7 protein-coding genes are annotated in these 7646 nt (G+C 40.3%); all 7 read right to left on the bottom strand.

Translation table 11 applies throughout. The features are described from left to right. Positions 1 to 62: 62 nt before the first annotated feature. The 7 genes from yacG to nadC all read right to left on the bottom strand — a co-directional run bounded on the left by yacG (position 63) and on the right by nadC (position 7269). Positions 63 to 293 (bottom strand): DNA gyrase inhibitor YacG, encoded by a 231-nt coding sequence (yacG, locus tag QMA00_RS17930; RefSeq protein ID WP_024601728.1) that lies wholly within the window; start codon positions 291 to 293, stop codon positions 63 to 65. Positions 294 to 357: 64 nt separating this feature from the next. Beyond that, positions 358 to 2034, bottom strand: a complete 1677-nt coding sequence (gene pilB / locus QMA00_RS17925) for a type IV-A pilus assembly ATPase PilB (RefSeq protein WP_036980245.1) — start codon at positions 2032 to 2034, stop codon at positions 358 to 360. 134 nt (positions 2035 to 2168) lie between these two features. Then, entirely contained in the window at positions 2169 to 2798 is a 630-nt protein-coding gene (coaE, locus tag QMA00_RS17920) for a dephospho-CoA kinase (protein WP_138627748.1), read from the bottom strand. Between the two features lie 2 nt (positions 2799 to 2800). Beyond that, entirely contained in the window at positions 2801 to 3700 is a 900-nt protein-coding gene (locus QMA00_RS17915; protein ID WP_290158309.1) for an A24 family peptidase, read from the bottom strand. A gap of 352 nt (positions 3701 to 4052) precedes the next feature. Beyond that, a complete protein-coding gene (locus QMA00_RS17910; protein ID WP_290158307.1) occupies positions 4053 to 5282 on the bottom strand; it encodes a type II secretion system F family protein in 1230 nt (409 codons plus the stop codon). 88 nt (positions 5283 to 5370) lie between these two features. Then, positions 5371 to 5871 (bottom strand): prepilin-type N-terminal cleavage/methylation domain-containing protein, encoded by a 501-nt coding sequence (locus tag QMA00_RS17905; RefSeq protein ID WP_290158306.1) that lies wholly within the window; start codon positions 5869 to 5871, stop codon positions 5371 to 5373. Positions 5872 to 6423: 552 nt separating this feature from the next. Next, a complete protein-coding gene (gene nadC, locus QMA00_RS17900; RefSeq protein ID WP_290158304.1) occupies positions 6424 to 7269 on the bottom strand; it encodes a carboxylating nicotinate-nucleotide diphosphorylase in 846 nt (281 codons plus the stop codon). Positions 7270 to 7646: the final 377 nt, after the last annotated feature.

The raw sequence follows: 7646 nt of genomic DNA, 5'->3' as shown, positions 1-7646 counted from the left end.
GAACCTCGAACCTCGAACCTCGAACCTCGAACCTCGAACCTCGAACCTCGAACCTTTAAAAATCACTTAAAAAAGTCATCTTCGTTTTTTGCCATCATTGCTTCAATATCTTCAATCATGTCTTGGCTGAACTCATCTGCAGATGTAATCGGCGCTGAAATTTTATTATTTTCAAACGACCATTCACCTAAATCAATAAGTTGGCAACGTTTTGAACAAAAAGGGCGATTCGGACTTTGTGCTGACCATTCTACTTTTGCTTTACAGGTTGGGCAGTTAACCACTGTTGGCATAATTTACTCTCACATTAATATAGGCTTTGCGACTCAATTTATAATAAACAGCTAAGCTTTCTATTTAAAAACTAGTGACACGATTAATCTCAGCAAGTGAGGTCACACCCTCTGCGGCTTTACGAATACCCGATAAACGCAAATTGTTATATCCTGCTTTAAGTGATACCTCAGCAATTTCTAATGAGTTACCGCCGCGCATTATAATTTGGGCAATTTCAGGCGTAATTTTCATTACTTCGTAAATACCAACACGGCCTTTATAGCCATCGGTACAGTTTTCACAGCCTTTAGGTGCGTATAAAACCATGTCTTGAATTTGTTGTTCACTAAAGCCTTGGCGTATAAGCTCTTCGCGAGGTAACTGCTCTGGTGTTTTACATTTAGAGCATAATCTTCGGGCTAAACGCTGAGCTATAATTAAACTAATAGAACTGGCCACATTATACGCGGGTACACCCATATTTAACAAACGAGTAATCGTTTCTGGCGCTGAATTGGTATGCAGTGTTGACAGCACCAAGTGACCTGTTTGCGCCGCTTTAATTGATATTTCCGCAGTTTCTAAATCACGTATTTCACCCACCATCACCACATCGGGATCTTGACGTAAAAACGCCCGCAGTGCATTAGCAAAGGTCATATCGGCTTTAGTATTTATTTGTACTTGGTTAACCCCTTCGAGGTTAATTTCTACCGGATCTTCAGCGGTACTAATATTCCGCTCCGGCTGATTGAGTATATTTAAGCCCGTATAAAGTGATACCGTTTTACCAGAGCCTGTCGGCCCGGTAACCAAAATCATTCCTTGCGGTTGCTCAAGTGCATCGAGGTATAGTTTTTTCTGCTCGGGTTCATAGCCTAATACATCAATACCTAGCATGGCACTGGATGAATCAAGAATACGCATTACAATTTTTTCGCCCCACAAAGTGGGCATGGTACTAACACGAAAATCAATACTTTTACGCTCAGTGATTTTAAGCTTAATACGGCCATCTTGTGGTTTACGCTTTTCTGCAATATCCAGTCGCGACATTACTTTTATTCGCGCCGATAGCTTACTGGCCAATGTTTTTGGCGGGCTGGCAACTTCGTGCAAAATACCATCTATGCGAAAGCGAATACGATATTTGTGTTCATAAGGTTCAAAGTGTAAATCTGAGGCGCCTTTTTTTATTGCATCCATTAAAATTTTATTAATGTAGACAATTATCGGGGCGTCGTCTTTGTCATCGTCTTTAGGTGTGTGTTCTTTGTGCTGCTCAGAATCGAGTTCAGCAAACTCTTTAAATTCATCTTCACTTAAATTTAAACTGCCAGTGGCATCGAGTAATTGCTCAATTTTGTTATCGAGCTGGACGTAGTCAACCACAACTACTTCGCACGATAAACCCGTGCTAAATTCAAAGTTTTCAAAAGCGCCGTAATCGGTAGGATCTGAGGCGGCAATATACACTTTCCTGCCTTTTTGTACCAAAGGCAAAATGTGGTGTTTGCGGATCAGCTTTTCTTTAACTAGCTCGGCAGGAATTTGTGCAACATTAAAATCTTTTAAATCAAAAAAAGGCACTCTAAATAAATCAATGCATTGCTGCGCTAAATCTTTACTGTCTATTTTTCCACATTTAGAGATAAGCTCTGCGGTTGAGGCAAAGTCTTGCTGCCTGGCTTTTATGGTATCGGTATCAACCCGGCCGAGGGTAATAAATTTTCTTAATAACGGTGAGTTAATATTCATTGCGCACCTGATTTAATCCTTCATTTGTCAGCAATTTATCAGAAAAAAGAAAGGAAAACATTAATCGTACCAATGCAGCAGATAATTTACTGATAAAAATATCAGTTTATTGCGCTGTGATTGGGTTAGTCACTCTATATTGTAGACTTTGCTTGCTGTAAATAATAATTATGTAACTTAAGTAAGTCTTGTTTTACATCGCTTAGGTCGCGGTTATTATTTAAAATATCATCCGCTTTTTGTTGTTTATGCTCTCGAGACATTTGTGCGTCAATAATTTGTTTTGCTTGTTCAGTGCTTATATTGTCGCGCTGTGTAGTACGTGCAATTTGCACCTCTTTGGGAACATCTATTAGCAAAGTACGATGACAGTAGCCATCAAGCCCATTTTCAAATAATAGTGGGGCAACTAACACCACGTAGTCGCTTTGCGCGTTTTTTAAGTCAGTGAGTAGTTTAGTGCGTATTAAAGGGTGCAGCAGGGCATTGAGCCACGCTTTTTGCTCAGCGTTACTAAAAATACGCGCTCTTAGCTCGCCACGATTTAAAGCGCCATATTCATCGAGTATGTCAGTGCCAAAATGCGCAATAATCGCTTTTAAGCCATCAGTGCCGGGTTCAACCACTTGGCGAGCCACTATATCTGCATCCACAATAGTAATACCTAGTGCTGCCAACATATCGCTAACTGCAGTTTTACCGCAGCCAATCCCGCCGGTTAGCCCTAGCACCCAGTTATTTTTATGATGTTGTGTATTGCTCATAGTTAGTAGCCAATAAAATTAAAATAGCTGTTTTGCAGTTGTGTGCCCCATAGCATAGTGATCCAACCGGCTATTGCTAAGTAAGGGCCAAAAGGAATAGGCGTTGCTTTGTCTTTACCTTGAATACTCAGTAGGGCAATGCCAATTACAGCGCCAACCACGCTGGAGAGCAAAATAATGGTTAATAGCGACTGCCAGCCAAGTAGAGCACCAAACACCGCCAGTAATTTAAAGTCGCCATAGCCCATGCCTTCTTTGCCGGTTATTAATTTAAACAACCAAAACACACTCCATAAGCTTAAATAGCCACATGCTGCGCCAATAATGGCATCGCTAGGGGCAATGGTATAACCCATAACAGAGGCGATTAACGCTAACCATAAAAGTGGCAAAGTAAGCTGGTCCGGCAGTAGCATGTGATCAATATCAATAAAAGTCAGTGCTACCAACGCCCAAGTAACTACAATGTACAATAAAGCCTGCTCTGTAGCGCCAAAGGTGTAGGCAACCACTAAACTTAAAATAGCAGTAATGGCTTCAACGATTGGGTAACGTACTGATATTGGGTTATCACAGGTTGCACATTTACCTTTTAAAAATAACCAACTAAATATAGGGATGTTTTGCCATGGCTTAATGGCTGCTTTGCACTTTGGGCAACATGAGTTGGGTTTAACTAAGTTAAACGTGTCAGTAGTGTGTTCAGTGGTCTGTTTAGCCTTTGGGCTGGTTAGTTCATCGGCTAATAATAAGCGGCATTCAGTTTGCCATTCTTTTTGCATCATTAGCGGCAAGCGATAAATCACCACATTTAAAAAACTTCCCACACAGAGGCTGACCAGTCCTATAGTTAATAAATAAAACCACGGCTGGCTTTGCATTACATCTATTACAGTTTGCATTAAATGACCTAAAAATAATTATTCCACCTTGATAATACAGTGGTTTTAGACAAGAACCAAAAAATGAGCTGATAAATAGAGTAATGTTAAGTTGATTAATCGGTATAGGAAAAACCATTTTGCACAAAGAGAAGCGAATGAGAAGTAAATGAGTAGGCATTAAGTAACATAATATTTTAGTAATTAAATATTACTTCTCTAAAGCGCAGCGTACTCTTAACCTCTTTGTGAATAACTTACTAGGTATTGTATTGACTAGTGTTTAATACTATTTTGCCGAAGCCCGAAGCCCGAAGCCCGAAGCCCGAAGCCCGAAGCTCGAAGCTCGAAGCTCGAAGCTCGAAGCTCGAAGCTAAATAACAGAACCTAGTTGGAATATAGGTAAGTACATGGCCACAATTAATCCGCCAACTAATACACCAAGCACTGCCATTATTAACGGCTCAAGTAAGCTAGATAGGCCATCCACCGCGTCATCTACTTCTTGCTCATAAATTGTGGCGACTTTAGCCAGCATGCCATCAAGCGATCCTGACTCTTCACCAATGGCAACCATTTGAATTACCATATCGGGGAATATTTTTGAATTACGCATCGCCCAATTCATTTGATTACCTGAACTTACCTCGGCTTTTATTTCTAAAATAGCATAACGGTAAACTGCATTACCTGAGGCACCGGCTGCAGAATCCAGCGCATCTACCAGCGGTACACCGGCAGCAAAAGTGGTCGATAAAGTCCGCGCATAACGCGCTACCGCTGCTTTATTAAGTATCATGCCAATAACCGGGAGTTTAAGTATGGCGCGGTCAGTGGCATCACGCAGTTTTAAACTTCTTAAATGTGCTTCTTTAAATATATAACCAAACGCCATAACGCCAATGAGGGCTATCCACCAGTTGGCTTGCATAAATTCAGAAATGGTAATAACAAATAAGGTAAAAGCAGGTAGCTCAGCGCCAAAGCCGGCAAAAATCTCCTGAAATTGCGGCACCACAAAAATAAGTAATATGGAGGTTACAATCAGCGCAACTACTAATATAGCAATCGGGTAAAACATGGCTTTTTTAATTTTTGATTTTAGCGCTTCTGACTTTTCTTTATAAAGCGCAACGCGGTCAAATATTTTATCCAATGCGCCCGACTGCTCGCCCGAGGCCACTAAATCGCAATATAAATCATCAAAATAACGAGGGTGTTTTCTAAGCGCCAATGATAATGGTTGCCCCGCTTTAACCTCATCACCAATTGTTCTCATGAGTTTACTCACGCTTTTGTTGGTAGAGCCTGAGCCTATCATTTCAATTGATTGTATCAGCGGCACACCCGCCATTAGCATAGTAGCAATTTGCCTAGTCACTAAGGCAATATCTTTTGGGGGGATTTTTTGTGCGCTTTGCAAGCCAAATAACGGCTTGGCTTTGCGTTTTACTTTTGAGGGGGTAATACCTTGCTTGCGTAGTTGGGCTTTGACGAGTGCAATGCTGGAACCCGTAAGCTCGCCCTCAAGCTTTTTTCCGCGAGCACTTACACCTACCCATTGGAAGGTATCTAAGCTCTTATCTTGTTGTGTTTTTGCCATTAATCTACGCCCTTGAGCACAACATTAAAAAGGTAGCTAAACAGCTACCTTAGTAAAATTTAGGTGTTAATAATTTGCAGGTGAGTTGTTAAGTGCCAGTTGTTGCAACAGTACAAGAGCTAGGTAACCAGCTAGCTTTAGCGTCAGTCCCCGCTGTACCAGTACAGACCCATTCGAAAATAGTAAAGCCTTTAGCGAAGTCATCAGCATCAGCTGGTGTACTTGATGCACTTTGAGGTGTTAAGGTAATAGTTAAGTCTTTCATATCACCTTGGCCAATTACTGTTATAACACCCACAGCTGATACTGATACTTGTTTAACATATTTTGTTAGACTAGTTGCAGTATCGCCAGTACCAGTACTTAAAGTACCTGCGTCACAATCATCAGGAGATTTGCCTATTTGTGCTTTTTCGCTAATACATGTTCTTGCTGTACTTGCTGCGAGCATTAATTCAGAAGCTTTTGCTCGAGCTGTATAGTCCTGGTAAGCAGGCAGTGCTACTGCTGCTAAAATACCGATGATTGCTACTACAATCATTAATTCAATTAGGGTGAAACCCTGTTGTTTTTGAGTCATTGTTTTCATGTTTCCTCTCCTAAAGGATAATGTTGTGGTAAGCCAAACGGATATAAGTTTTTAAAATGTAACTTATGTTGTTTACTTAACCTGTTACTACAAAAAATAAAATCATTTTTGCCAGGTGGCATTTTAGCACTATTGGTAATCACTATTTTAAAATTATTACCTCAAAGCAATTTCCTTAAAGCAATGACCCAAAAGTAATGCACAGCATGGCGGTTATTCGTTTCTCGTCCCTTATTTGAGTATAAACCCAACCATTAAAAGTTAGTTATAACCCGTGTAAGTTACAAGTTAATTATAAAAATAAACCCTGTCGCTTATTTTTGCTCTGTCGCTTATAAATGCTTTTCCACTCTTTTTAACTAATTAAAAATTTAAAACTAGTCAATATGGACGAGTCTAACACTGTTTATTGCGCTTTTGTATGTAAAAACACTATAAAAAACGCATTAATTTAATAACTTGTTACAAATAATCCTTTTGAATTATTTAATGCCCTTTTTTAAAAGCTGTCAATCAATTAGCTTAAGAATATATAAATAAATTCTACATTGTTTACTCAAATCGCATCGATAAATCGATTGATTGTAAATTTTTTGTAAGCGCGCCGCTTGAAATAAAGTCGACCCCAGCTTGCGAGTAGGCTTTGAGCGTTTCTAGGGTCATATTGCCTGACACTTCTAACTTAGCGCGCTTATTTGTAATGCTAACCGCTTGGCGTATTTGCTCTGGGTTAAAGTTATCTAACATTATAATGTCGGCGCCTGCGTTAATGGCTTGCTCTAGCTCATGAAGTGATTCAACTTCAACCTCTATCGATTTATCGGCATGATTTAGCTTAGCTTGAGCTACTGCGTTATTAATTCCTCCGCAGGCTGCTATGTGGTTTTCTTTAATTAAAAACGCATCAAACAAACCAATTCGGTGGTTTGCACCGCCGCCACATTTAACTGCATACTTTTGTAGCGCTCTAAGTCCTGGAATAGTTTTACGGGTATCGAGCAATTGCGTGCTAGTACCGCTTAACTCTTTTACATAGTGCGCTGTAGTTGTGGCCGTACCAGAAAGCGTTTGTACAAAGTTAAGTGCGGTGCGCTCGGCTGTTAAAATAGCGCGAGCAGAACCGGATGCGGTAAATAGGGTGCTATTGGCACTGACAAAGTCGCCATCGTTAACGCATATGTTTACAACCACACTTGGGTCGACTTGTTTGAACACTTCTATGATTAGATCTTTACCACAAAAAATGCAGTCTTCACGAGTGATCACTTTCGCATTGGCTTGCTCTGCTTGAGGAATAAGCTGTGCGGTAATATCGCCTTGTTCTGCACTTTGATAATTTAGGTCTTCATCCAGTGCTAAAGTAACAAGTTGGCTAATTAGGGTATGCGAAATAGACATGAAAAAGCTCATAGTAGATAATAAATTAACTAAATTTTACTCTGTTTAATTACTAATTAGAAGCAGCTAACAACTAAACTAAAAAGCCAGCGCTTAAATAACGCGTTAATCATATTTTATCGTTTAGTATTACGCTATCTTTATGGGATTAAATCTATTAGCATCTTGATATACATCAATTTTGGTTGATTAACCTGAGCGCTGCGAGCTACGGGTAACGGGATGCGTGTAACGGGATGCGGGCAGCGGGATGCGGGCAGCGGGTTTATAAAATAAAGGTTCTAGGTTTAGGCAGAGATTAAGCCAAGCACGGTGTTTGTGTTGAGTGTAGGCGGGGCTTTACGCCGCGCACATGTAGCAGCGGATTTATTCCGCGT

The organism is Pseudoalteromonas sp. APC 3694, assembly GCF_030407565.1.
GTDB lineage: Bacteria > Pseudomonadota > Gammaproteobacteria > Enterobacterales > Alteromonadaceae > Pseudoalteromonas > Pseudoalteromonas tetraodonis.
This window is presented reverse-complemented; position numbering and strand designations above follow the sequence as displayed.